Source organism: Streptomyces sp. NPDC051041 (assembly GCF_044456065.1).
Lineage (GTDB): Bacteria > Actinomycetota > Actinomycetes > Streptomycetales > Streptomycetaceae > Streptomyces > Streptomyces glaucus.
This window is the reverse complement of sequence record NZ_JBITFM010000002.1, coordinates 312,451-335,741: the sequence shown is the minus strand read 5'-3', so window position 1 is coordinate 335,741 and position 23,291 is coordinate 312,451. Positions and strand designations below refer to the sequence as shown.

General features: G+C 74.9%; 18 protein-coding genes. 5 read left to right on the top strand and 13 right to left on the bottom strand.

Annotated elements, in window-relative coordinates:
- Window position 1 precedes the first annotated feature (1 nt).
- The 8 genes from ACIBAI_RS04785 to ACIBAI_RS04750 form a co-directional block, all read right to left on the bottom strand.
- Entirely contained in the window at window positions 2-1,945 is a 1,944-nt protein-coding gene (locus ACIBAI_RS04785; RefSeq protein ID WP_399030970.1) for an ABC transporter permease, read from the bottom strand.
- Window positions 1,945-3,036, bottom strand: a complete 1,092-nt coding sequence (locus tag ACIBAI_RS04780; protein ID WP_399030968.1) for a glycine betaine/L-proline ABC transporter ATP-binding protein — start codon at window positions 3,034-3,036, stop codon at window positions 1,945-1,947. The genes ACIBAI_RS04785 and ACIBAI_RS04780 overlap by 1 nt, the downstream gene beginning before the upstream one ends.
- On the bottom strand, window positions 3,033-4,565 hold the full coding sequence (locus ACIBAI_RS04775; protein WP_399030966.1) for a GMC family oxidoreductase: 1,533 nt from the start codon (window positions 4,563-4,565) through the stop codon (window positions 3,033-3,035). The genes ACIBAI_RS04780 and ACIBAI_RS04775 overlap by 4 nt, the downstream gene beginning before the upstream one ends.
- Before the next feature lie 98 nt (window positions 4,566-4,663).
- Complete coding sequence (locus ACIBAI_RS04770; protein WP_399030964.1) at window positions 4,664-6,184, bottom strand: aldehyde dehydrogenase family protein; 1,521 nt, start codon at window positions 6,182-6,184, stop codon at window positions 4,664-4,666.
- A gap of 413 nt (window positions 6,185-6,597) precedes the next feature.
- Window positions 6,598-7,587: a malate dehydrogenase gene (locus tag ACIBAI_RS04765; protein ID WP_344602659.1), complete on the bottom strand. Its 990-nt coding sequence runs from the start codon at window positions 7,585-7,587 to the stop codon at window positions 6,598-6,600.
- Between the two features lie 404 nt (window positions 7,588-7,991).
- Complete coding sequence (locus tag ACIBAI_RS04760) at window positions 7,992-9,098, bottom strand: DUF2690 domain-containing protein (RefSeq protein ID WP_399030962.1); 1,107 nt, start codon at window positions 9,096-9,098, stop codon at window positions 7,992-7,994.
- 560 nt (window positions 9,099-9,658) lie between these two features.
- On the bottom strand, window positions 9,659-10,135 hold the full coding sequence (locus tag ACIBAI_RS04755) for a DUF3017 domain-containing protein (protein WP_344602662.1): 477 nt from the start codon (window positions 10,133-10,135) through the stop codon (window positions 9,659-9,661).
- Entirely contained in the window at window positions 10,125-10,979 is an 855-nt protein-coding gene (locus ACIBAI_RS04750; RefSeq protein ID WP_399030960.1) for a bifunctional methylenetetrahydrofolate dehydrogenase/methenyltetrahydrofolate cyclohydrolase, read from the bottom strand. Before ACIBAI_RS04750 ends, ACIBAI_RS04755 begins: the two co-directional genes overlap by 11 nt.
- A 272-nt stretch (window positions 10,980-11,251) precedes the next feature.
- On the opposite strand from ACIBAI_RS04750, the gene ACIBAI_RS04745 reads away from it, so the two are divergent.
- The 3 genes from ACIBAI_RS04745 (at window position 11,252) to ACIBAI_RS04735 (ending at window position 14,265) form a co-directional block, all read left to right on the top strand.
- Complete coding sequence (locus ACIBAI_RS04745) at window positions 11,252-11,824, top strand: hypothetical protein (protein WP_399030958.1); 573 nt, start codon at window positions 11,252-11,254, stop codon at window positions 11,822-11,824.
- Window positions 11,825-11,974: 150 nt separating this feature from the next.
- Window positions 11,975-12,721, top strand: coding sequence for an FHA domain-containing protein (locus ACIBAI_RS04740; RefSeq protein ID WP_399030956.1), 747 nt, complete (start codon window positions 11,975-11,977; stop codon window positions 12,719-12,721).
- On the top strand, window positions 12,718-14,265 hold the full coding sequence (locus tag ACIBAI_RS04735) for a protein kinase (protein WP_399031369.1): 1,548 nt from the start codon (window positions 12,718-12,720) through the stop codon (window positions 14,263-14,265). Before ACIBAI_RS04740 ends, ACIBAI_RS04735 begins: the two co-directional genes overlap by 4 nt.
- A gap of 119 nt (window positions 14,266-14,384) precedes the next feature.
- On the opposite strand, the gene purH is transcribed toward ACIBAI_RS04735, so the two are convergent.
- Window positions 14,385-15,953, bottom strand: a complete 1,569-nt coding sequence (gene purH, locus ACIBAI_RS04730) for a bifunctional phosphoribosylaminoimidazolecarboxamide formyltransferase/IMP cyclohydrolase (RefSeq protein WP_399030954.1) — start codon at window positions 15,951-15,953, stop codon at window positions 14,385-14,387.
- Window positions 15,950-16,579: a phosphoribosylglycinamide formyltransferase gene (gene purN, locus ACIBAI_RS04725; RefSeq protein WP_399030953.1), complete on the bottom strand. Its 630-nt coding sequence runs from the start codon at window positions 16,577-16,579 to the stop codon at window positions 15,950-15,952. The genes purH and purN overlap by 4 nt, the downstream gene beginning before the upstream one ends.
- A 350-nt stretch (window positions 16,580-16,929) precedes the next feature.
- Here purN and ACIBAI_RS04720 point away from each other — a divergent pair, with 350 nt between their 5' ends.
- The gene (locus ACIBAI_RS04720; RefSeq protein ID WP_399030952.1) at window positions 16,930-17,718 is read left to right on the top strand and encodes a hypothetical protein; all 789 of its coding nucleotides are present in this window, start codon (window positions 16,930-16,932) and stop codon (window positions 17,716-17,718) included.
- Between the two features lie 99 nt (window positions 17,719-17,817).
- Here ACIBAI_RS04720 and ACIBAI_RS04715 read toward each other — a convergent pair whose 3' ends face one another.
- On the bottom strand, window positions 17,818-19,440 hold the full coding sequence (locus ACIBAI_RS04715) for a DUF6350 family protein (protein ID WP_399030950.1): 1,623 nt from the start codon (window positions 19,438-19,440) through the stop codon (window positions 17,818-17,820).
- Between the two features lie 104 nt (window positions 19,441-19,544).
- On the opposite strand from ACIBAI_RS04715, the gene ACIBAI_RS04710 reads away from it, so the two are divergent.
- A complete protein-coding gene (locus ACIBAI_RS04710; protein WP_399030949.1) occupies window positions 19,545-20,681 on the top strand; it encodes a helix-turn-helix domain-containing protein in 1,137 nt (378 codons plus the stop codon).
- A 64-nt stretch (window positions 20,682-20,745) separates the two neighbouring features.
- On the opposite strand, the gene sucD is transcribed toward ACIBAI_RS04710, so the two are convergent.
- Both sucD and sucC read right to left on the bottom strand, forming a co-directional pair.
- Window positions 20,746-21,630 carry a succinate--CoA ligase subunit alpha gene (gene sucD, locus ACIBAI_RS04705; protein WP_344602678.1) on the bottom strand — a complete coding sequence of 295 codons (885 nt, stop codon included), beginning with the start codon at window positions 21,628-21,630 and terminating at the stop codon, window positions 20,746-20,748.
- Between the two features lie 21 nt (window positions 21,631-21,651).
- Window positions 21,652-22,833, bottom strand: coding sequence for an ADP-forming succinate--CoA ligase subunit beta (gene sucC, locus ACIBAI_RS04700; protein WP_344602680.1), 1,182 nt, complete (start codon window positions 22,831-22,833; stop codon window positions 21,652-21,654).
- Between the last annotated feature and the right edge of the window lie 458 nt (window positions 22,834-23,291).

Sequence of the window (23,291 nt, the reverse complement as noted above, 5' to 3'; positions counted from 1 at the left end):
CTCAGGCCCCCTTCCGCGGGCGGCGCCGCGTCGGCTGCGTCACCCGGTCGAGCATCAGGCCGAGGCAGACGATCGCCGCGCCGGCCACCAGGCCGGTCGCCAGGTCGCCCTGGGCGAGGCCGAAGACGACGTCGTAGCCGAGCGCGCCGCCGCCGACCAGGCCGCCGATGACGACGACGGCGAGGACCAGGACGACGCCCTGGTTGACGGCGAGCAGCAGCGCCGGCCGGGCGAGCGGCAGCTGGACCTGCCGCAGCTGCTGGAAGCCGCTCGCGCCGAGCGAGCGGGCGGACTCCAGGGCGGCCGGGTCGACCTGGCGCAGGCCCTGGGCGGTGATGCGGACGACGGCCGGCAGGGCGTAGACGACCGCGGCGGCCACGGCGGGGGCGCGGCCGACGCCGAAGAGGGCGACGACCGGGATCAGGTACACGAACTGCGGCATCGTCTGGAAGACGTCCAGGACCGGCCGGAGCAGCCGCTCGAAGCGGTCGCTGCGCGCGGCGGCGACGCCGGTGGCGAAGCCGGCGACGAGGGTGACGGCGACGGCCGCCAGGACCTGCGAGAGCGTGTCCAGCGACGGCCGCCACACGCCGAGCACGCCGGTCGCGGCCATGGCGCAGACGGCGGTGAGCGCGGTGCGCCAGGTGCCGATCAGCCAGGCCGTGGCGGCGACGGCCAGCAGCACCGACCACCAGGGCAGCCCCTGCAGGCCGGCCCGGAGCGGGTCGAGCACCCAGGTGGTGAAGCGGCCCGCCCAGTCGGCGGTGCCGCCGACGACGGGCACGCCCGAGTACAGGTGGGCGGTCATCCAGCCGACGGCCCGGTTGACCGGCCCGGCGATGTCCGCGGTCCAGGCGTCGGGCCAGTCCGGCCGGCCCGCCAGACGTCCGGCCGCCGCCGCGGCGACGGCGGCGAGCAGCGCGAGCGCCCAGGCCGCCGGGGCCCTCCGGGCGGCGCCGGTCCTCTCCCCCGCCGCGCCCGTCACCCGGTCCAGGACGACGGCCAGCAGCACGATCGGGATGCCCGCCGCCAGCGCCGCGCCCACGTCGACCGAGGCGAGCGCCTGGTAGACGCGGTCGCCGAGGCCGCCCGCGCCGATCACCGACGCGATGACCGCCATGGACAGCGCCATCATGATCGTCTGGTTGACGCCGAGCAGCAGCTGCGTGCGGGCCAGCGGGATGCGGGCGGTCAGCAGGCGCTGCCGGGCGGTGGCGCCCAGCGACTCGACCGCCTCCAGCACCTCCTGGTCGGCGCCGCGCAGCCCGAGGGCGGTGAGCCGGGCCATGGGCGGGGCGGCGTAGACGACGGTGGCGAGGACGGCGGCGGGGACGCCGATGCCGAAGACCAGCACGACGGGGAGCAGGTAGGCGAAGGCCGGCAGCACCTGCATGGTGTCCAGGACCGGGCGCAGCGCGCGGTCCATCCGGTCCGACAGGCCGGCCGCGAGACCCAGCAGGGCGCCCGCGGCCACGGACGCGACGACCGCCACGACCATCAGGGCGAGGGTCTGCATGGCCGGCACCCACATGCCGAGCGCGCCGCAGGCCAGGAAGGCGGCGGCGGTGCCGAGCGCGAGCCGGACCCCGGCGACGCGCCAGGCGACGAGGGCGCCGAGCGCCGTGACGCCGGCCCAGCCCGCGGCGAGCAGGGTGAGGTAGACGGCGCGCACGGCGAGGACGACGGCGTTGCTGAGGTGGCCGAGGCCGTACAGGAACAGCGGGTGGCTGTCCCGGTGGTCGACGATCCAGTCGCCGGCCCGCTCCAGCGGCGCGGACACGTCGACGGTGAGGGCGGCCGGCCAGCCGCCGCTCGCCCAGCGGGCGCTCGCCGGCGGCACGAGGACCGCGGCGGCGACCGCGAGCAGCAGCAGCTTGCGCACGGCCGGGCGCTTGAGCGCGCCGGGGAGGGCCGGGCGGGGGGCGGATGCGGTGAGCGTCGCCATCAGACCGCCTCCTCGGGCCGCTCCGCCGCGGCGCCGGCAGGCGTCTTCGTCCCGGCGACCACGCCGAGGAGCGCGTCGGAGTCGACGACGCCCAGGCACCGCTCGCCGTCCACCACGCGGGCCGGGGCCCCGGCCCGGGCCACCGCCTCGATGGCCTCGGACACCGTGGCGTCCGGGCGGACCGCCGGGCCGCTGCCGGTCTCGTCCGGGAAGGCGCGGCGCATGGCCGTACGGACGGTCATGACCTGCTCGCGCGGGACGTCGCGGACGAACGCGCGGACGTAGTCGTCGGCGGGCGAGCCGACGATCTCCTCGGGCGTGCCGAGCTGCACGACGCGGCCGTCGCGCATCAGGGCGATGCGGTCGCCCAGTTTCAGGGCCTCGCCGAGGTCGTGGGTGATGAAGACCATGGTGCGGCCCTCCTCGCGGTGCAGCCGCACCACCTCCTCCTGCATGTCGCGCCGGATGAGGGGGTCGAGCGCGCTGAACGGCTCGTCGAAGAGGAGGACCTCGGGGTCGACGGCGAGCGCGCGGGCGAGGCCGACGCGCTGCCGCTGGCCGCCGGAGAGCTGGCCCGGCCTGCGCTGCTCCATGCCCGCCAGGCCGACCTTGGCGACCATCTCGGCGGCCCGCGCGCGGCGTTCGGCGCGGCCCATGCCCTGGATCTCCAGACCGTAGGCCACGTTGTCCAGGACCGTGCGGTGCGGCAGCAGGCCGAAGTGCTGGAAGACCATCGCGGCGCGGTGGCGGCGCAGTTCGCGCAGCCGGGTCTTGTCCATGGCGCGGACGTCCTCGCCGTCGATGGCGATGGTGCCGGCGGTCGGCTCGACCAGCCGGGTCAGGCAGCGCACCAGGGTGGACTTGCCGGAGCCGGACAGGCCCATGACGACGAAGACCTCGCCCTTGCGCACGTCGAAGGAGACGTCCCGGACGGCGGCCGTGCAGCCGGTGCGGGCGCGCAGCTCGGCGGGGCCGAGGGCGGTCAGCTCGGGGTCGCCGGGGACCCGGCCGGCTTTCGGGCCGAAGACCTTCCACAGGCCCTGGACGGAGAACACGGGCGTGCCCGCGGCGGTCCCGGTGGCCGTGCTCATCGCGCACCACCCCCGATCAGCTCGGCGGCCTTCTCCCCGACCATGAGCACCCCGATCATCGGGTTCACCGCGGTCATGGTCGGGAACACGGAGGCGTCGGCGACACGGATGCCGTCCAGCCCGCGGATCCGCAACTCGGGGTCCACCACGGCCAGTTCGTCGTCCGCGGAGCCCATCCTGCAGGTGCCCGCCGGGTGGTAGACGGTGTGCGCGACCCGGCGGGCGTACTCGCCGAGCTCCTCGTCGCTCGTGATGTCCGGGCCGGGGCACACCTCGCGCTTGAGCCAGTGCGCCAGCGGTTCGGTCCGCGCGATCTCGCGGGCGATGCGGATGCCGTCGACCAGGGTGCGGCCGTCGTAGTCGTCCTCGTCGGTGAAGTAGCGGAAGTCCAGCGCGGGCTTGACCGACGGGTCGGCGCTGGTCAGGTAGAGCCGGCCGCGGCTCTTGGGCTTGGGGATGTTCGGGGTCATCGACACGCCGTGGGGGGGCCGTTCGTAGCCGAGGCGCTCCGGGTGGTCCGTGAACGGGATCTGGTAGAAGTGGAACATCAGGTCGGGTCCCGCGCGGTGGGGGTCGCGGCGCACGAACAGGCCCGCGTCGGAGTCCATCGCGGAGTTGTCCGGGATCGGGCCGTGGGTCTCCCAGACGATCACCGACTCGGGGTGGTCGAGCAGGTTCTCCCCGACTCCCGGCAGGTCGTGGACGACGGGGATGCCGAGGGCCGCCAGGTCCTTCCGGGGGCCGATGCCGGAGTGCAGCAGCAGGCGGGGCGAGTCGATCGCGCCCGCGCACAGCAGCACCTCGGTGCGGGCCCGGATCAGCAGGTCCGCGCCGTCCTTGGTGCGGACGCGGACGCCCCGGACCCGTGTGCCGTCCAGCTCCAGCCGGTACGCCCAGGTCTCCAGGAACAGCCGGAGGTTGGGCCGCTCGTCCATCACCGGGTGCAGGTAGGCCACCGACGCCGACGAGCGCTTGTTGTCCTCCGGGTGGTAGGCGAGGTCGAAGAAGCCGACGCCCTCGGTGAACGGTTCGGCGTTGAAGCCCTCGATGCGCGGCACGCCGAGCGCTGCCCGGGCGGCGTCGACGAAGTCGCGGGCGATGGCGTTGCGGTCCTTCTCGTCGACCGGGACGATGTTGTTCAGCAGGCGGGCGTAGTACGTCTCCATCTGCGCCGCGCCCCAGCCCTTGGCGCCGGCCGCCTCCCACTCGTCCCAGTCGGACGGCAGCGGCTTGAACGCGATCAGCGTGTTGTGCGAGGAGCAGCCGCCGAGGACGCGGGCGCGGCTGTGCCGGATGTGCGAGTTGCCGCGGGGCTGTTCGGTGGTCGGGTAGTCGTAGTCCAGCTCGCCGCCGAGCAGGCCCATCCAGCGGCGCAGGGTCAGTACGTCCTCGCGGTCCACGTCGCTGGGGCCGCCCTCGATGACGGCGACGGTGACGTCCGGGTCCTCGGTCAGCCGGGAGGCGATGACGGAACCGGCGGTGCCGCCGCCGATGACGACGTAGTCGAACTCGTGGGTGTGGTCGGGCATGGGCGTGGTACTCCTGGGGGGATTCGGGACAGGTGTCCTTCGCGGCGCGCTCCCCGCCGGGTCCGGCGGGTGGGGGCGGAGCGCTCCGACGGCGCGGGTCAGCCCGCGAACCAGCGCACCGGCCTGGGCGCGAGGTTCTGGTAGACGTGCTTGGTCTCGCGGTACTCGGCGAGCCCGGCCGGGCCGAGTTCACGGCCGGTCCCGCTCTTGCCGAAACCGCCCCATTCCGCCTGCGGGAGGTAGGGGTGGAAGTCGTTGATCCAGACGGTGCCGTGCCGCAGCCGGCCCGCGACCCGGCGCGCCCGGCCCGCGTCGGCGGTCCACACGGCGCCCGCGAGCCCGTACTCGGTGTCGTTGGCCAGGAACACGGCCTCGTCCTCCGTGCGGAAGGTCTCCACGGTGAGGACCGGGCCGAAGACCTCCTCGCGGACGACGCGCATCCCGCGGTGGCAGTGGTCGAGGACGGTCGGCTCGTAGAAGTAGCCGCTCTCCGGACGCTGCGGCGACGGCTCCGGGCGCTTGCCGCCGGCGCGCAGCACCGCGCCCTCCTCCAGCGCTGAGGCCACGTACGCCTCGACCTTCGCGCGCTGCTGCTCCGAGACCAGGGGACCGCACTCGACGCCGTCCTCGGTGCCGCGGCCGAGGCGGATCCGGCCCGCCCGGCGGGCGAGTTCGGCGACGAAGCGGTCCCGGACGCTCTCCTCGACGATGAGGCGGGCGCCCGCCGAGCAGACCTGGCCGCTGTGCAGGAAGGCGGCGTTGAGGGCCTGGTCGACGGCGGTGTCGAAACCCTCGTCGGTGGCGCAGGCGTCGGCGAAGACGACGTTGGGGTTCTTGCCGCCGAGTTCGAGGGCGACCTTCTTCACGGTCGGGGCGGCGGCCTGCGCCACCTTGGTGCCGCTGGCCAGGCCGCCGGTGAAGGAGACCAGGTCGACGTCGGGGTGCTCGGCGAGCCGGGCGCCGACGGTGTGGCCGGGCCCGGTGACGAGGTTGGCGACCCCCGCCGGGAGCCCCGCCTCCAGCAGCAGGTCGATGAGCGCGACGGTCGTCAGCGGGGTGATCTCGCTCGGCTTGACGACGAAGGTGTTGCCGGCCGCGAGCGCGGGCGCGATCTTCCAACTGGCCTGGAGCAGCGGATAGTTCCAGGGGGTGATCAGCGCGCAGACGCCGACCGGCTCGTGCACGACGACGCTGTGGACGTCGGGCGAGCCCGCGTCGACCACCCGGCCGGGCGCCTCGGCGGCGACCAGGTCCGCGAAGTAGCGGAACGCGTCGGCGACGCAGTCCACGTCGACGCGGCCCTCCTCGACGGTCTTGCCCGCGTCGCGGCTCTCCAGCAGGCCCAGCTTCTCCCGGTCGCGCGCCAGCAGTTCGGCGACGCGGCGCAGCAGCGCGGCGCGCTCGGCGACGGGGGTGCGCGGCCAGTCGCCCTCGTCGAAGGCGCGCCGGGCGGCGGCGACCGCCAGGTCGGCGTCCTTCTCGTCGCCCTCCGCGACCACGGCGAACGCGGTCGCGTCCGCGGGGTCGACGATCTCGCGCGTGGCGCCGGAGACGGCTTCGCGCCACTCCCCTCCCGCGTGGATGGTCCGCCGCGCTCGCAGGTCCGTACTGTCCGCCATGATCCGGTGCTGCCTTCCGTTCCTGTTCGGTGCCGGTGAGTCACATCGGTGTCACCCTCCGGGGACCGTGAGCGCCTGCCCCTGTCTTCACGCGGACATGCGAAATCGGTGGCCGAAAGTGCTCTGCGTCACTGAACATCACGGCAAACAGGGGCATACATCCGGCGAACCGGGGATCGGCGGGGACCGGCGTCCGCTCCGCGGAGCGTGCCGGGCGGGCGGAAACGGGGCGGGCGGAAACGGGAAGGCGGCCTCCAGCAGCTCGCGTTCGCCGGCGCGGCCGTCGGCGGCGCGCTGGTCCGGGAGCGGGCGGTTCCCCGATCGGCGTGCGGGCGGCGGCCGCGAAACGCGGCGATCCCCGGGCGGCCGTGGCCGCCCGGGGATCGCCGTCGGGCAAAGGGTGTCGGCAGGGGTCAGATGAGGCCGAGGCCGCGGACCGCCTCGCGCTCCTCCTCCAGCTCCTTGACGGAGGCGTCGATGCGGGCGCGGGAGAACTCGTTGATCTCCAGGCCCTGGACGATCTCGTACTTGCCGTCCTTGCAGGTGACCGGGAAGGAGGAGATCAGGCCCTCGGGGACGCCGTAGGAGCCGTCCGACGGGATGCCCATGGAGACCCAGTCGCCCTCCGGGGTGCCGTTGACCCAGGAGTAGACGTGGTCGATGGCGGCGTTGGCGGCGGAGGCGGCCGACGAGGCGCCGCGGGCCTCGATGATGGCGGCGCCGCGCTTGGCGACGGTCGGGATGAAGTCCTCGGCCAGCCACTTCTCGTCGTTGACGACCTCGGCGGCGTTCTTGCCGGCGACGGTGGCGTGGAAGATGTCCGGGTACTGGGTGGCGGAGTGGTTGCCCCAGATCGTCAGCTTCCTGATCTCGGAGACCGGGACGCCGGTCTTCTTCGACAGCTGGGTCAGGGCGCGGTTGTGGTCCAGGCGGGTCATGGCGGTGAACCGCTCGGCCGGTACGTCGGGCGCGGCGGCCTGCGCGATGAGCGCGTTGGTGTTGGCCGGGTTGCCGACGACGAGGACCTTGATGTCGTCCGCGGCGTGGTCGTTGATGGCCTTGCCCTGCGGCTTGAAGATGCCGCCGTTGGCCTCCAGGAGGTCACCGCGCTCCATGCCCTTGGTGCGGGGGCGGGCGCCGACGAGGAGGGCGACGTTGGCGCCGTCGAAGGCGACGTTCGGGTCGTCGGTGATGTCGATGCCCTGGAGCAGCGGGAACGCGCAGTCGTCGAGCTCCATGGCCGTGCCCTCGGCCGCCTTCAGCGCCGGGGTGATCTCCAGCAGGCGCAGCTTGACCGGCACGTCCGCGCCGAGCAGCTGGCCGGAGGCGATGCGGAAGAGCAGGGCGTAACCGATCTGGCCGGCCGCGCCGGTGACGGTGACGTTCACGGGAGTGCGGGTCATGGCGTTCTCCGTATGACAGCTGGCGGTGGGGCGTCCCTGCCCCGGGGTGCGGGATCCCCGCCCCGGTTCGTGACCGGCGCCTGCCGCGGATCGATCACGGACACATTTGATCGATCTCTTGGCGTCAAGAGAGATCCAGCGGTCAGGCTATCGCGCATCCGGCATCCCGGACGGCCGGGTCGGTGTGGCCCGGCCCACAAGTCCCGGCGCCCGGCTCCGGGCGGGCGTGGAGCGGCGGCCGCCGGTCCGGGAGAGGGGGGACCGAGGCGGCCGCCGTGAGGGGGGGTACCGTTGCCGGACTCCCGTGGGGGTACTGTTCGCGTGCCCTCGTTCCGGGCCGCCATTCCTGCCGGCGCGGATTGTTCTCCCGGTCTCCCCGGCACGGTCGCCGGCCCCGGCCGTCCCTACCGCGTGCAGCCCCTCTGCCCGGACGCCAGCGTCACGCAGGCCGTCGCGTCGTCCGCGCCCGCGACCGCCACCATCGGGGTGTACGCGATCGTGTCGCCGGCGGCGGTGACCGCGCCGGTCTGTTTCGTCCGGCCCGCGGACACCTCCACCTCGTCGCCCTGCGCGGCCCCGGTGATCCGGCCCCAGGCGGCGCCGCAGGTCCTGCTGTAGCGGACCTCGACGACGGTCGTGCCGACGGTCGCGCTCCGCGCGGTGGTCACCAGGTCGCCGCTGCACCCCATGACCTCCGCGTCCTTGCCGGTGCAGGCGGCTCCGCCGCACTTCACCCCGGCGGGCAGAGCGGTGGACGCGCCGGCGGACGGCGAGGGCGGGGCGTCCGCGCCCTCGTCGCCCCGGTCGCCGCCGCCGAGCAGGAGGAACGCCCCGGCGATCACGCCCACGGCGCCGACCGCGCCCGCGACGAACATCGCCGCCCGCCGGCCGCCTCCCGGGGCGCGGCGCGATTCCGCGGACCGGCGCGGCGGCTCACCGGACGCGCCCGGGGCGGCACCGCCCCGGTCCGGGTGCGCCGCGGGCGCGCCCCCGGCCGGGCGTCTGCCGCTCGGCGCGGGCCCCTGGTACCCGGCGATCCGCCACGAGTTGCCGCCGACCGCGTCCGGGCTCTCGGCGGCCGTCGGCTGCGCCGGCACCGTCGGCACCGCTCCGGCCGGTCCCGCGGCGCCCGGCGCGGCCGCGCCGCCGCTCTTGCGGGCCGCCCTGCGGGTGTCCGCGGGCGGCGCCGCGAGTTCCCCGAGCGCGGCGCGCGCCTGGGAGATCCGGATGGCCTCCATGGTCATGTCGTGCCGCATCTCCGAGCGGCTCCAGGCCCGCTCGGCCAGCTCCCACAGGGTGGTCAGGTGGACGGGATTGGTCCCGGTGACCTCGGCCAGGGCCACGATCGCGCCCTTGGGCGCGAGCAGCCGGCCGTTCAGGTAACGCTCCCAGGACGTCTTGCTGTAGCCGGTGCGGTCCGCCACGGCCGCGATGCTCAGCCCGCTGCGGTCCACGAGCCCCCGCAGCTGCCCGGTGAACTCCTTGACCTGCGGATCGAGTTCATCCGGCAAGGCCCTCCAACGAGGCATTGCTACCCCCCTCTTCCCCCCGGTTCGTGCTGATGGTTCCCCCCGCGCGTGACGCCCCTGGCCGAGTCCCGTCCCGGCCGCCCGCAGGGGCGCGCCCGGTCAGGATCTCAGTTCCCGGGGTGGGGGCGCACGGGAGCCCTGGTGGCCGCGGGCGTGCACCGTCGCACGTCCGCGAGGCCGCGGCCCGGTGTCCCACCGGCGTCCCCCACGCCGGGCCGGCCCCGGCCGCACGCGGGACATCCCGGGCCGTCCCGATCGACCACGCTAGCCCCCTTCTGGGGCGACTTGACCGCACATCCGAGAACTTGTCGGCACATCGTCACACGGACCGCACACGCGCGGTCACGGACGGCGCGCGTGTCACGCCCGTCCCGCGCCCTGTGGCGGAACGGTCACTTCCGTGCCCCGGTGCGCGGACGGCGTCGAACGGCCCGTTCACGGCGCGGGAGGACGGGCCCGGCGGCCCGTCCCGGGGCGGGGAGGGGACGGACCGCCGCCCGCCCGGAAGTCCGCCGCCGGAAGCCGGCGCCGACCGCTATCCGCTACCCGCTGACCGTGAAGTGCAGCGTGTCCTTCAGGAACGGGATCTCCAGCCACGGGTGCGGCTGCGCCATCATCGCCAGCAGGACGATCGCGGTGCCCAGCACGCCGTAGGTGGCGATGTCCGTGAAGCGGGAACGCACCGCGAGCATGCCGACGTCGGGCAGCAGCCAGCGCAGCAGCGCGCCGGTCAGCAGCGCGGCGCCGATCAGCAGCGTCCCGTACCGGAACACGTCCAGCGCGGTCAGCAGCAGGCCCAGCCCGACCAGGGCCAGCACGGCGAGGACGGGCCACTGCCGGGCGGGCGCCGGGGCGTCGCCGGGCGCGGCCCGGCCGCCGCCCTCGGGGCGCGCGGTGTCCCGGGTGAACAGCGGGAAGCGGCGCGTGGCGCGCCGCGGCCTGCCCTCGGCGTCGGGCGCGCTGACCGCGTCCCGGACCGTGATCTCCTCGGGGCTCCCGGTCGCGTCCTCAGCCGGCACTGCGCTCCGCCGCCTCGACCACGTTGACGAGCAGCTGCGCGCGGGTCATCGGGCCGACCCCGCCGGGGTTGGGGGAGATGAAGCCGGCCACCTCGGCCACGTCCGGGTGGACATCGCCGACGATCCTGCCCTCGGCGTTGCGGGAGACGCCGACGTCGAGGACGGCCGCGCCGGGCTTGACGTCCTCGGGCCGCACCAGGTGCGGGGAGCCGGCCGCGGCGATGACGATGTCGGCCCGCCGCAGGTGGGCGGCCAGGTCCCGGGTGCCGGTGTGGCACTGGGTCACGGTGGCGTTCTCGCTGCGCCGGGTCAGCAGCAGCGGCATCGGGCGGCCGATGGTCACGCCGCGGCCGACGACCACGACCTCCGCGCCCTTGATCTCCACGCCGTAGCGGCGCAGCAGGGTGAGGATGCCGTTGGGGGTGCAGGGCAGCGGGGCGGGCTCGTTGAGGACCAGGCGGCCGAGGTTCATCGGGTGCAGTCCGTCGGCGTCCTTGGCCGGGTCCATCAGTTCCAGGATGCGGTTCTCGTCGATGCCCCGGGGCAGCGGCAGCTGGACGATGTAGCCGGTGCAGGCCGGGTCCTCGTTCAGCTCGCGGACGACCGCCTCGATCTCCTCCTGCGTCGCCGTCGCGGGCAGTTCGCGCTGGATGGAGGCGATGCCGACCTGGGCGCAGTCGCGGTGCTTGCCGGCGACGTACTTCTGGCTGCCGGGGTCGTCCCCGACCAGGATCGTGCCGAGGCCGGGCGTGACGCCCTTCTCCTTCAGCGCCGCCACGCGGGCGGTCAGATCGGACTTGATCGCGGCTGCGGTGGCCTTGCCATCGAGAATCTGGGCGGTCATGGCCCCATCCTCGCGGATGACCCGGCCCCGGTTCCAATCCGCCCGCGATCCGGGCGGCGCGGGACCCGTCCCGCCGTATCCGTCCATGATCGGTGATGTTGCACTTGCACAACGCCTGGGACATGTCGCTGGACAAGCTTTCGATGGTGAAGAACGATGGCTGGACAGTGCCGCGGGCAGCTCGACGGGGGGACGGACCGCATCTGAAGAACTCTCCTCCGTGCGTGCCGCGCGCCGTCCCCGCACGTGGAACAACGGAGGAAGAGACCGTCATGAGCTTCGGCGACCCGAACAACCCCTACGGCGCCCCGCAGCAGGGACAGCAGCCGGGCTACGGCTACCCGCAGCAGCAGGGACAGGCGCCCGGATACGGCTACCCGCAGGCCCCGCCCGTCGGCCCGTACGGCGGCGCCCCGGCGCCGACGACGATGCCCGGCTCGGTGAGCGCCGCGCGCGTGATGCTCTGGGTCATCGTCGGCCTGCAGGTCATCGGCGTCGCCCTGTTCGCCTTCGCCGCCGTCGGCGTGAACGCCGCCAAGAACGACGCCGCGCTCCAGGAGGACGACGCCTTCCAGCAGCTGGCCGACTACTCGGCCGGCATGCTGTGGGCCCTCGTGGTGTTCGCGCTGGCCTGGGCGGTGTTCGCGATCGTGCTGGCGCTGAAGTTCACCACCGGCGGCAACGGCGTCCGGATCACCACGCTGGTCTTCGCGGTCATCACCGCGATCCTCGGCATCTACCCGTTCATCCTGGTGGGCCTCGTGCACACCGTGCTCGCCGTCCTGGTCGCGGTGTTCGTCGGCAACTCCAACGGCTCCGCCTGGTTCAACCGGCCGCGTTACTGACCGCGCCCCGCGCGCCCGGGCGCCCCGCGCCCGCCGGGCGCCTCCCGCCCGTCACGCCGCAGGGCCGTGTCTCACCCGTTCGAGGGGGACACGGCCCTGCCGCGTCCCCCTACTCTGGCTGTGCAGCCGTCAGGCACGGGGAGACGCACCTTGTACAGCATCATCGTGGTACCTCCGCCGACCACGGAGGACGGACCCCGGCGCGCCCAGCTCCGCCTCGCGCCCGGCGAGCGGCTGGGCTTCGGCCGGTCCCCGCACGGCAACGACCTCCGCATCCCGCACGACGGGGTGTCCCGCAGAGCCGGTGCGATCACCGCCCAGGGCGCCTTCTGGACCCTGAGCAACCTCTCCGCCCGCCAGACGTACGTGGTGGAGAACCCGGAGGGCGCGGGCGAGCACGTCAAGGTGGCCCCGGGCCGGCTGGACGCGCCCGTGCCGTTCGAGTTCGCGCGGATCGTGCTGCCGGCCGCGGGCGACCTGCTGCCGATCGAGGTGTGGGCGCCGCGCCACGACTACGTCCGCGCCGGGGACGTCCCCGACGGCGAGACCACCGCGCCGGCCTTCTCCGTCGACCGCACCAAGCGCTACTTCGCGGTGCTGGCCGCCCTGTGCGAGCCCCGGCTGCGCGGCGCGCCGCACGCGCCGCCGCCCACCGTCGACCAGGTCGTGGAGCGGCTGCGCCCCACCTGGCCGGCCGCCTCCCGCGCCTCGGTGCAGTGGAACATCGACTACCTCGCGGTGAAGCTGCGGCTGAAGCCGGGCCCGGAGACGGCGGAGCCGGGCCCGCGGCTGAACGGCAAGAAGGAGTCCCTGGTCTCCCTGGCGCTCCGCTTCGACCTGGTCCGCGAGGACGACCTGGTGGTCCTCGCGGAGCCGTCCCGGTGGCCGGCCCGGTGAGGGAGCCGTACGCCGTGCCGGTGCCCCGGGGCTACCGGGTGGGCGGGTGGGAGGTGCGGGAGCCGATCGCGACGGGCGCCTTCGGCAGCGTGTACGCCGCCCGGCGCACCGACGACCGCGGCCACCTGCCGCGCACGGCCGCCCTGAAGTTCCTGCCCACCGGCACCGGCACCCCCCGCCAACTCGCCCATCTGCGGGAGCTGGTCGAGCGCGAGGTCGCGTTGCACCGCCGGCTGAAGCAGCCCCGGCTGATCCGGATGTACGAGACGCTCACCGTCGACGACCCGGCCGACCCCCGCCTCGACGGCGCGACCGTCCTCGTGCTGGAGCGGGCGGAGGGCTCCCTGTCCGCGCTGCTCGCCGCCTCCCCGCGCCCCGGATCCGGCCCGGCCCTGCTCGCGCAGATCTGCGCGGGGCTGGCCCAGCTGCACCGGGCCGGCTGGGTGCACGGCGACCTGAAACCGGCCAACGTGCTGCTGATGGGGGACGGTTCGGTCCGGCTCGCCGACTTCAACACGGCCGGGGAGCTGGAGGGCACCCACGCCTACACGCCGGCCTTCTCCACCCCGGACTACACCCCGCCCGAGCTGCTGTGGTCGGAGATCGGCGAGCGGGGCCGCCGCATCCGGCCCTCCGCCGACGTGTGGGCCTTCGGCGTCCTCGCCCATCTCGTCCTCACCGGCTCCTTCCCGCTGCCCGGCGGCACCCCGACGGCCCGCCGGGACGCGGCCGCCGCCTACGCCCGCGGCGCCGACGAGCTGCGGCTGTCGCCCGGACTGCCCGAGGCGTGGCGGGAGATCGTGCGGGCCTGCCTGACCCGGACGCACGCCGAGCGGATCGGGACCGAGGACCTGCTGCGCCGGGTACGGGCCGCCGCCACCGGCCGGCCCGGGCGGCTGCCGCCGCGCCGCCGCTCCGGCCGGACGGCCGTGCCGGCCGCGGTGGCCGCCACCGTCGCCCTGGCCGCGCTGGGCCACGCCGTCGCCGTCCGGACCGACGGCGGTCCGGACACCGGCGGACGGGGCGCCGGCCCGACCGCGAACGTCTCCGCCGCCTCCTACGGCGCCGCGGAGCTGCGCACCGACCGGGGCGTCCCGGCCGCGTACCGCCCGCTGATCGTCGAGACGGCGCACGACTGCGCCCGCCCGGAGGTCACCCCCGCGCTGATCGCGGCCATGCTGAAGGTGGAGAGCGACTTCGACCCGGACCTCGCCGACCCCGCGAGGAACGAGTACGGGATCGCGCGGTGGACGCCGCGCGTGCTGCGCTGGTGGATGAACGAGGACGGCACGCCCGGGGAGACCGTGCCCGACCCGCCCTTCCCGCCCGCCGAGTCCATCCCGGCGATGGGCCGGTACCTGTGCTGGATCGCGCCGCGCCTGGGAACCGGCCTGCCCGGCGACCGGCGGGTGCTGGTCGCCGCCGCCTACCGGACGTCGTACGACGAGGTGAACGACGCGGGCGGGGTCCCCTCGGAGTGCCGTGACTACGCCGCCCGCGTCGCCCGCTACCTCCGGGAGTACACGCCGCCCGGCGGGACGTGACCCCCGCGGGTCCGAGGTGCCGCTCCGCTCCCGGGGCGTCGGGGCGGAGTCGCCCGCCGTGGCGCGACCGCGGCCCCGGCCCCGTCGGGGGAGGGCCGGGGCCGCGGACCGGTGGGACGTCAGTGGAAGAAGTGGCGCGTCCCGGTGAGGTACATGGTGACGCCGGCCTTCTTCGCGGCCTCGACGACCTGCTCGTCGCGGATCGAGCCGCCGGGCTGGACGATGGCGCGGACCCCGGCCTCGATCAGGATCTCGGGGCCGTCCGGGAACGGGAAGAACGCGTCGGAGGCGGCGTAGGAGCCACGGGCCCGCTCGGCGCCCGCCCGCTCCACGGCCAGCTTGCACGAGTCGACGCGGTTGACCTGGCCCATGCCGACGCCGACCGAGGCGCCGTCCTTGGCGAGCAGGATCGCGTTGGACTTCACGGCCCGGCAGGCCCTCCAGGCGAACGCCAGCTCGGCCAGCTCCGCCTCGGACAGCGCCTCGCCGCTGGCCAGCGTCCAGGTGGCCGGGTCGTCGCCCTCGGCCTGGAGGCGGTCGGTGACCTGGAGCAGCGCGCCGCCGTCGACCGGCCTGACCTCGACGGGGTTCGACGGGGCGTCGGGGCAGCGCAGCACCCGGATGTTCTTCTTCTTGGTGAGCGCCTCCAGGGCGCCCTCCTCGTAGCCGGGCGCCACGATGACCTCGGTGAAGATCTCCGCGACCTGCTCGGCCATCTCCTTGCTGACCGGCCGGTTCACGGCGATCACGCCGCCGAACGCGGACAGCGGGTCGCAGGCGTGCGCCTTGCGGTGCGCCTCGGCGACGTCCTTGCCGATCGCGATGCCGCACGGGTTGGCGTGCTTGATGATCGCCACGCACGGCTCGTCGTGGTCGTACGCGGCACGGCGGGCGGCGTCCGTGTCCGTGTAGTTGTTGTACGACATCTCCTTGCCGTGCAGCTGCTCGGCCTCGGCGAGGCCGCCCGTGCCCGACACGTACAGGGCGGCGGGCTGGTGCGGGTTCTCGCCGTAGCGCAGGGTGTGCTTGCGCTCCCAGGTGGCGCCGAGGAAGGCGGGGAGGCCCGACTCGTCGACGGAGGCGTACTCGGAGGCGAACCAGGAGGCGACCGCCACGTCGTACGCGGCCGTGTGCTGGAAGGCCTCGGCGGCCAGGCGCTTGCGGGCGGCCAGGTCGAAGCCGCCGTCCCGCACCGCGGCGAGGACGTCGGCGTAGCGGGCCGGGCTGGTGACGACGGCCACGGAGGGGTGGTTCTTGGCGGCGGCGCGCACCATCGAGGGGCCGCCGATGTCGATCTGCTCGACGCACTCGTCGGGCGTCGCGCCCGAGGCGACGGTCTCGCGGAACGGGTACAGGTTGACGACGACGAGGTCGAACGGCTCGACGCCCAGCTCGGCGAGCTGCCGCCGGTGGTCCTCCAGGCGCAGGTCGGCGAGGATGCCGGCGTGCACCTTCGGGTGCAGGGTCTTGACCCGGCCGTCCAGGCACTCGGGGAAGCCGGTGAGCTCCTCGACCTTGGTGACGGGGACACCGGCGGCGGCGATCCGCGCGGCCGTGGACCCGGTGGAGACCAGCTCCACACCGGCCTCGTGCAGCCCGCGCGCGAGCTCCTCGAGCCCGGTCTTGTCGTAGACGCTGACGAGCGCGCGGCGGATGGCCCGCTTGTTGCTCTCGGCGGTGGCGGTCACTGGATAACTACCTTTCGTCCCTCAATGCGATAGCCGTTGCGGGCGAGCCGCCCCACGACATCGACGAGCAGCCTTCGCTCGACTTCCTTGATGCGCTCGTGCAGAGCGCTCTCGTCGTCCTCGTCCCGGACCTCGACCACGCCCTGCGCGATGATCGGCCCGGTGTCGACGCCGTCGTCGACGAAGTGGACGGTGCAGCCGGTGACCTTGGCGCCGTACGCGAGCGCGTCCCGCACGCCGTGGGCTCCGGGAAAACTGGGCAGCAGCGCGGGGTGCGTGTTGACGAACCGCCCGCCGAACCGCGCGAGGAACGCCTTCCCCACGATCCTCATGAACCCGGCCGAGATCACGAGGTCGGGCTCGTGGGCGGCGACGGCCTCGGCGAGCGCGGCGTCCCACTCCTCGCGGTCGGCGTAGTCCCGCACCTTCCGCACGAAGGTCGGCAGTCCGGCCCGCTCGGCCCGCGCGAGCCCTTCGATGCCCTCGCGGTCGGCGCCGACGGCCACGATCTCGGCGCCGTAGGCCTCGGGCCCGGTCGTCTCGATGGCGTCCAGCAGCGCCTGCAGGTTGGTGCCGGATCCGGAGACCAGCACGACGAGGCGCTTGGCCACGGGCTTGGCGGCCACGGTGGGGGCCCTTTCTCGGGGAAGCGTTCTTGCGCGGCCGGGTCCGTACGGCCGCTTTGTACAGTCGTACGAATGCTTCGCGCCCCCGGATACGGGGAAGTCTACGAAGCGGCCGACCGTCAGCAACGATACCGGCACACCTGACGGCCCCCTCGGGACGGGGGCGTGGCCGGAAGGTAGCGTCTGGGAGGAGCCGGACCGGGAAGGTCCGGGAACGCCTCCCGCGCGTCGCACGTTCACGGGGTGACGGGGGCCGGACCCCGGGCGCTTCCACCGGACGCCCCGGACCGGCCGCACTCAGCACGTCGTACTCAGCACGTCGTATTCACCAAGGGGAAGACGCTCACTTGATGCCGGACCGCAGCCTGCGACTCCTCACGCTCCCCCAGCAGTCGGTGCAGGGAGGGGAGCGCAGCGGCGTGTTGCTGCGGGAGCGCCCCGCCTCGCCGCCCGACGCGCCCTCGGGCGGGAAGAACGGCGACGAGCGGGGCGGCGCGGCCCAGGAGGACAACCCGTTCGCCCCGCCGCCGGAGGACGCCCCGGACCGCCCCTGGCAGCCGCGGCACCCCTCGGGCGGCCGGAGCGGCGGCGGTTCCCCGGACGAGGGTGAGCGCGGTCCGTGGGGCCGCGGCTGGAGCGACCGGCAGCCCGGACGTTCCCCCGGCGGCTTCGGCGAGCGCCCCGGCGGCCCCGGCTCCGGGCCCCAGGGAGCGGGCGGCCCCGGCCCGGCCCTGCGCTGGGATCCCACGGACCCCGCCCAGCGGCACGCCCGCTACTCCCTGCTGTGCGGCATGTGGGCCTTCTTCTTCGCCCTGTTCAGCTGGCCGTACCTGGCCCTGCCGCTCGGCGCGCTGGCCCTCTACTGGGGTGTCAGCGCCCTGCGCGCCAAGCCCCGCGCCGACGCCGCCGCGGGCACCCCGGCCCCCGACACGGGCTCCCGCCCCCAGACGACGGCCGTGGTCAGCGGCCTGGTCACCGCGTCCCTGGCGCTCGCCCTGGTCGCCGTGTCCTTCACGGCCCAGCTGGTCTACCGCGACTACTACACGTGCGTGAACGACGCCCTCACGAACGAGGCGAAGCAGTCCTGCGGCCAGCTGCTGCCGAAGGAACTGCGGGGGGTGCTGGGGACGAACGGCTGAGGCCGGCGCTCCCCGGCACCCGTCGGGCACGCCGGGCGCCCGGGTCTCCTCGCCGGGCGGGTCCGCCCGGCCCGGGTCCGTCCGGGCGCCGGGCACGGCTCAGGACGTCCTGGTCACCTCGGACCCCTCCGGCCCCTCCCGCTGCTCCGGCAGCAGGTCGCAGGCCTCGAACGGCCCGTCCCCGCCCCCTCCCCGCGGCCCGCGCGGGCCGCCGTGGCCGTACGGCCCCTCCGGCGACCGGGCGTCCCGGGCGCCTTCCGGCATCCTCCACGCCGGGATGCCGCGGGCGCCTTCCGAGGACTCCCCTGCCGGGGCGTCCCGCGAACCTTCCGGCACCATTTCCGCCGGGACGTCCCGCGCGCCCTGCGAGGACTCCCCTGCCGGGACGTCCCCTCCCCCCTCCCCCGGCGCTCTCCTCCCGGCCTCCGGTTCCTCCCGCGCTCCCCGGCACCTCCACCCGCGCACCCCCAGCGCCACGGGGACCCCCACTGCCACGGCCCATGCCGCCGCCGCGCCCCCCGCCTGCCACCACACCGGCCCGAACCGTTCCAGCACCCCGGTCCCCAGCGGTCCCCCCGCCGCCCCGGCCAGCCCGCCGACCGCCACCGCGCACAGCGCACCCGCCCACCCGGCGACGCCGGCGGTGCGTCCCGCGGACCACACCCCGCCCCGCTCCCCCGCGGTCGCGGCCACCGCGACCCACCACCCCACCGTCGCCCCGGCCGCCATCGGCACGCCCAGGGCCGCCCAGTTCAGCGGGCTCCCGGGCCCGGCCTCCGGCACGGCCGCCAGCAGCGGAAACGGCGGCACCACCGGCGCCGGCGCCGACCAGAGCGGCGTCACGGCGTGCCCCGCGCCGAGCGCGAACCCCGGCCCCAGCGCGTACGCGGCCCCCCACACCGCCGCGTTCGGCACCAGCGCCAGGCACAGCAGCAGCACCGCGAACCGCCCCGACCAGCCCTCCGTCAGCCCCAGCAGGGAGTTCCACGCCGCTCCGCCGTGCCACAGCAGCGACACCGCCAGGAGCAGGGCCCCGCCCCCGGTCAGCACGGCGGTCCCCGCGGCCGCGGCCCGCACCGCGGCCCCCAGCCGCTCGCGGGGACCGGCGACCAGCCCCCGCACCCCGGCCGGCGCCATGTCGGGCGCCCGCCCCACCAGGCCGGCCGGCCGGCCGTACGCCGCCCACACCCCCGATCCCGCCCCCACCGCCGCGACCAGCGGCACACACGCCCCCGCCCACCCCCACGCCGGCCGCAGTCCGCCTCCCGCGGCGTACAGCGCGACGGGGGCGGCCACCGCGAGGTAGCCGAGGACGACGCCCGTCCAGGCGGTGCGGGCGGAGGCGAGCGGCGTGGCACCGTCCTCGCCGCCGTCCGTCGCGTCCCGCGCCGCCCGGTGCACCAGCCACAACGGCAGCGCGAGCGGCAGCAGCGGGGTGACGCCCACGGGCGCGGGGACGCCGGACAGCGTGTCCGTGCGGACCAGCTCGGCCCCGTGCGCCAGCAGCCACAGCGCCGCCGCGACGTGCAGCGCGCCGTCCGGCCCGCTGTCGGGGTACGGCGAACTGATCCACAGCGTCACCGCGAGCGCGGCAAACGCGCCGAGCCCCAGCGCCGCCGCGACCGCGCCGTCCAGCAGTCCGGTGGCCAGGCCGGGCGACCGGCCCCGCAGGCGCGTGAGCGGAGGCGATGACGGGGGTCGGCGGGCGGGTGTCTCGGTCACGCCGCCATGCTCCCAACGACACGCGCTTTTCCGTCGTAACAGGAGAAGCGCCGTTGTGTCGATCAATATACGGTTATGTGCTTTTTCGTACGAAGGGGCTTCTCGTGACGCAGCGCCCTGCCACCCCTCTCCCGCCCCCCGGGAAGCGCCGGCGCCTGCGCGAGCGGGCCTCGCTGACACGGGATCAGCTCGCGGAGCGGATGGGCGTCAGCCGTGAGACGGTACGGGCGTGGGAGACCGGCCGGCAGACTCCGCACGGCCGGGAGCGGGAGGCGTACGCGGAACTGCTCGCCGGCTTCGCGGCGGAGACGCGGCCGCGCCGCGGGAGGACTTCGCCCCGGCGGAAGGCGGCGGCCCGCACGGCCCCGGCCCCCGCCGCGGCCGCCGACGCCGGCACCGCCGTACGCCCCGAGGAGCAGCCCTCCGGCTCGCGCCCGTCCGCCCGCCCGGCGCCCGCTCAGGCCTTCGACGCGCTGTACGCCTCCTGCGCCCCCGGCCTGCTGCGGCAGGCCTACCTGCTCACCGGCCGCCGTGAGCTGGCGCGCGAGTCGGTCGAGCGGGCCTTCCGCCTCGCCTGGGAGCGCTGGCCCGAGGTGGCCCGCGACCGCGACCCGGCGGGCTGGGTGCGGGCGGCGGCGTACGACGCCGCCCTGTCCCCCTGGCACCGGTTCCGCCGGCGGTACCGGCATCCGGAGCCGCCGCCCGGTGACGCGGCGGACCGCGCGCTGCTGGGCGCCCTGCTGGCCCTGCCACCGCCCTACCGCCGCACGCTGCTGCTGTACGACGGGGTGGGCCTCGGCCTGCCGGAGACGGCGGCGGAGACGGAGGCGAGCACTCCGGCGACGGCGAACCGGCTGCTGCACGCGCGCGAGGCCGTGGCCGCGCGGCTGCCCGAGCTGGCCGACCCGGCCGTGCTCCGCGAGCGGCTGGCCGGGCCGGCCGTCGCCGAGCGGCTGCGCGCGGCCGAGCCGGGGGCGGTGCGCCGGGGCTGCGAACGCCGGGCGCGTTTCTGGACCCGGGCCGCCATCGCCTTCACGGCGGCTCTGATCGGCAGCACGGTCCTGACCCTGCGGACCGCTCCGACGCACTACGAACCGCCGGTGCCGCCGGGGGCGACGGTACGGGGGGTGCCGCCGCGGACGGCGCCCGGGCCGCTGTCGGAGGAGGAGCTCGAACTGCGGACCAAGCTGCGCCAGGAGCCGGCCCACGGCCCGGAGCGGCTGGCGCCGCGGCCGGGATAGGCCGGACAGGACCGTGGGCCCGCCCCCCGTGCGGGGAGCGGGCCCACCGGTGCCGTCAGGCCGTTCAGCCGGCCAGGATCTCCCGGGCCAGCTTCGCCGTCTCGGTCGGCGTCTTGCCGACCTTGACGCCGGCGGCCTCCAGGGCCTCCTTCTTGGCCTGGGCGGTGCCGGAGGAGCCGGAGACGATGGCGCCGGCGTGGCCCATGGTCTTGCCCTCGGGCGCGGTGAAGCCCGCGACGTAGCCGACGACCGGCTTGGTCACGTTCTCCTTGATGAAGGCCGCGGCCCGCTCCTCGGCGTCGCCGCCGATCTCACCGATCATGACGATCAGGTCGGTGTCGGGGTCGTCCTGGAACGCCTTCAGCGCGTCGATGTGGGTGGTGCCGATGATCGGGTCGCCGCCGATGCCGACGCAGGTGGAGAAGCCGATGTCGCGCAGCTCGTACATCATCTGGTACGTCAGCGTGCCGGACTTCGACACCAGGCCGATGCGGCCCGGCTTGGTGATGTCGGCCGGGATGATGCCGGCGTTGGACTGGCCGGGGGTGATCAGGCCGGGGCAGTTCGGGCCGATGATGCGGGTCTTGTTGCCCTTCTTGCCGGCGTACGCCCAGAAGGACGCCGTGTCGTGCACCGCGATGCCCTCGGTGATGACGACCGCGAGCGGGATCTCGGCGTCGATGGCCTCGACGACCGCGTCCTTGGTGAACTTCTCCGGGACGAAGATGACCGTGACGTCGGCGCCGGTCTTCTCGATGGCCTCCTTGACGGTGCCGAAGACCGGTACCTCGGTGCCGTCGAAGTCGACGCTGGTGCCCGCCTTGCGCGGGTTCACGCCGCCGACGATGTTCGTGCCGGACGCCAGCATGCGGCGGGTGTGCTTCTGACCCTCCGAGCCGGTCATGCCCTGGACGATGACCTTGGATTCCTTGGTGAGGAAGATAGCCATGGTGTTCTGTGACCTCGTCCCTTACTTCGCGGCAGCAGCCAGCTCGGCGGCCTTGTCGGCCGCGCCGTCCATGGTGTCCACGCGCTGCACGAGCGGGTGGTTGCGGTCGTCGAGGATCTTGCGGCCCAGCTCGGCGTTGTTGCCGTCGAGGCGCACGACCAGCGGCTTGGTGACCTCTTCGCCCCGGGACTCCAGGAGCTCCAGGGCCTGCACGATGCCGTTGGCGACGGCGTCGCAGGCGGTGATGCCGCCGAAGACGTTGACGAAGACGGACTTGACGTCCGGGTCGCCGAGGATGATCTCCAGGCCGTTCGCCATGACCTCGGCGGAAGCGCCGCCGCCGATGTCGAGGAAGTTGGCGGGCTTGACGCCGGAGTGCTTCTCACCGGCGTAGGCGACGACGTCCAGGGTGGACATGACCAGGCCGGCGCCGTTGCCGATGATGCCGACCTCGCCGTCCAGCTTCACGTAGTTCAGGCCCTTGGCCTTGGCGGCGGCCTCCAGCGGGTTGGCCGCGGCCTTGTCGTGGAGCTCCTCGAACTCGGGGTGGCGGAACTCGGCGTTGTCGTCCAGGGACACCTTGCCGTCGAGGGCGATGACGTCACCGGAGGCGACCTTGGCCAGCGGGTTCACCTCGACCAGGAGGGCGTCCTCCTCGACGAAGACCTCCCACAACCTGACGAGGACGTTCACGACCTGGTCGGCGACCTCGGCCGGGAACTTGGCGGCCTCGACGATCTCGCGGGCCTTGGCCTCGTCCACACCGTCGATCGCGTCGATCGCGATCTTGGCGACGGCCTCGGGGCGGGTGGCCGCGACCTCCTCGATCTCCATGCCGCCCTCGACGGAGGCGATGGAGAGGAAGGTGCGGTTGGCACGGTCGAGGAGGAAGGAGACGTAGTACTCCTCGACGATCTCCGGAGCCGTCTCGGCGATCATGACCTTGTGGACCGTGTGGCCCTTGATGTCCATGCCGAGGATGTCCGTCGCGCGGGCGACGGCCTCGTCCGGGGTGGCGGCCAGCTTGACGCCGCCGGCCTTGCCGCGACCACCGACCTTCACCTGGGCCTTGACGACCGACTTGCCGCCCAGCCGCTCGGTGATCTCGCGCGCCGCCTCAGGCGTGTCGATGACTTCACCGGCCAGCACCGGTACACCGTGCTTGGCGAAGAGGTCCCTCGCCTGGTACTCGAACAGGTCCACGCGCTTCCGTCCCTATCAGTGATCTAGCGGTTCGTTGGATGCGTGGGCGTGCCGCGAAGGGCAACGTGACGACCGCATGTGTCACAAGGGAGGCGCACACGGTGTCCGAGCGCGCGGCATGTCCGTCTCGCAGGTTATCGCCGCCGGGCGGGGCTCTCTAAATCACATCTCACACGTGAGCGGTGATACCTGTCACATGATGCCGGGTTCTCCGGCACGGCGTGCCGAGGGTGGGGGGCCTCACCGGGTTGGGGTTGGCCCGGTGAGGCCGTGGAACAGCCCTGGAGGGCGGCGGAAGGGCCGTGATGCCCTGCTCCGTCCGCTCTCCGGGCCGCGGGGGGGGGGGGGGCCCCCCCCCCCCGGCCCCCCCCCCCCCCCCCCCCCCCCCCCCCCCCCCCCACCCCCCCCCCCCCCCCCCCCCCCCCCCCCCCCCCCCCCCCCCCCCCCCCCCCCCGCAC